Raw genomic sequence first — 1571 nt, 5'->3', positions numbered from 1 at the left:
AATATATATCTTTAGGCGCCAGTGGTGATTTTGTAGTTGGAATCCCTGGCCGACATTGGATTGAAACCGGTGGCGGTTTTCAATCGGAATCGGTGGCTGGTTTGGGGTGGAATATGCCGAGACGCTGTTCCGTCGCGGGAACGAAAATCGGGACTAAGTCCCCTCCTACACCCAGGCTTTGGATAATCCAGAGAATAGGGCTTCCGTGCGTGGGAACCGCTCAAACCGTGGCCGGTCCGAATCGGGCCGCCAACGTTCGCGATTTTGTAGCCGCCGATGCCGCGCTAGCGACAAGCCGGACTTGCCAAATTCCGGCGAATTTGCGGAAATGGCTGGCTTTTGACAGCACTCAATACCGTCCAATGAACAAAACTCTAAGCGCGACGGGGTTTTTAACCCCGTTGCAAACGTTTCAAACCAGGTTTAAAAGTGATAAAAACGTAACGGACGGATTAAATAATCCGTCCAGCCCTGGTGATTTTCCCAGCCGAACAACTTGGCAAGTAACCCAATTCAAGCGTCTAAATAGTTGCTATAAAAATGCCCTCAAAAAGAGTTTCAAGTGATTTAAATTCGGGCACCTATTTCGTCACGATGACAGTCGCGCGTTGGTATTATCTGTTCGATCGCTTCGACCGTTGGCAAATCCTAGCGGACTCTATCCGTTATTGCCAGGAACATAAAGCGCTGCAACTGAATGGTTACGTATTCATGTTGAATCATGTGCATTTGATCGTGACATCTCCCGATGTCGCCGGCTTTCTGCGAGACTTCAAGCGTTTCACATCCAAACAACTCAAACAAAACATCGAAACGCACGAGCGGCGCATTTTGTCGTTGTTTATCGACGATGCCGGCCAATACCATTTCTGGCAAAACACCAATGCGCCCAAGAGAATAGAAAACCCGGCGTTTTATCGGCAGAAACTCAATTACATACATGAAAATCCGTTGCGCAAAAATTACGTGGAAAAACCCGAGTATTGGCGTTGGTCGTCGGCCAATCCCTATTCGCCACTGGCGGTGATATTTTTGTAAATTGGGCTCACGAAGCCCGGTAGGGCAGCGCACTGCGTTTTGCCACCATGATGGCCCTAATGGTACGCAGAGCGTATCCTACATCTGATTTGCGATTAGCATTTGATCGAGCGTTATAGGCTCCGACCAGACATACAGAAAGAAAGCCCAACAGGCTGCTATTGGCCGAAACCCAGCCTTCATCCGAATATATATCTTTAGGCGCCAGTGGTGATTTTGTAGTTGGAATCCCTGGCCGACATTGGATTGAAACCGGTGGCGGTTTTCAATCGGAATCGGTGGCTGGTTTGGGGTGGAATATGCCGAGACGCTGTTCCGTCGCGGGAACGAAAATCGGGACTAAGTCCCCTCCTACACCCAGGCTTTGGATAATCCAGAGAATAGGGCTTCCGTGCGTGGGAACCGCTCAAACCGTGGCCGGTCCGAATCGGGCCGCCAACGTTCGCGATTTTGTAGCCGCCGATGCCGCGCTAGCGACAAGCCGGACTTGCCAAATTCCGGCGAATTTGCGGAAATGGCTGGCTTTTGACAGC

2 protein-coding genes are annotated in these 1571 nt (G+C 50.5%); both read left to right on the top strand.

The genetic code is table 11. The features are described 5' to 3' along the window. A partial coding sequence (locus tag BJL95_RS25545; protein WP_217631714.1) for a hypothetical protein occupies window positions 1-566 on the top strand: 566 nt, incomplete at its 5' end. Window positions 567-594: 28 nt separating this feature from the next. Then, the gene (locus tag BJL95_RS19595) at window positions 595-1038 is read left to right on the top strand and encodes a transposase (protein WP_254786852.1); all 444 of its coding nucleotides are present in this window, start codon (window positions 595-597) and stop codon (window positions 1036-1038) included. The last annotated feature ends 533 nt before the right edge of the window (window positions 1039-1571 follow it).

It is taken from the genome of Methylomonas sp. LWB (genome assembly GCF_001856095.1).
Lineage (GTDB): Bacteria > Pseudomonadota > Gammaproteobacteria > Methylococcales > Methylomonadaceae > Methylomonas > Methylomonas koyamae_A.
The sequence above is the reverse complement of the archived record's forward strand: the minus strand, read 5'-3'. Positions and strand labels throughout refer to the sequence as shown.

What these genes read in the sequence shown, in the direction of transcription:
- BJL95_RS19595 (WP_254786852.1), top strand. Translation starts at nt 595, where the DNA reads ATGACAGTCGCGCGTTGGTATTATCTGTTCGATCGCTTCGACCGTTGG.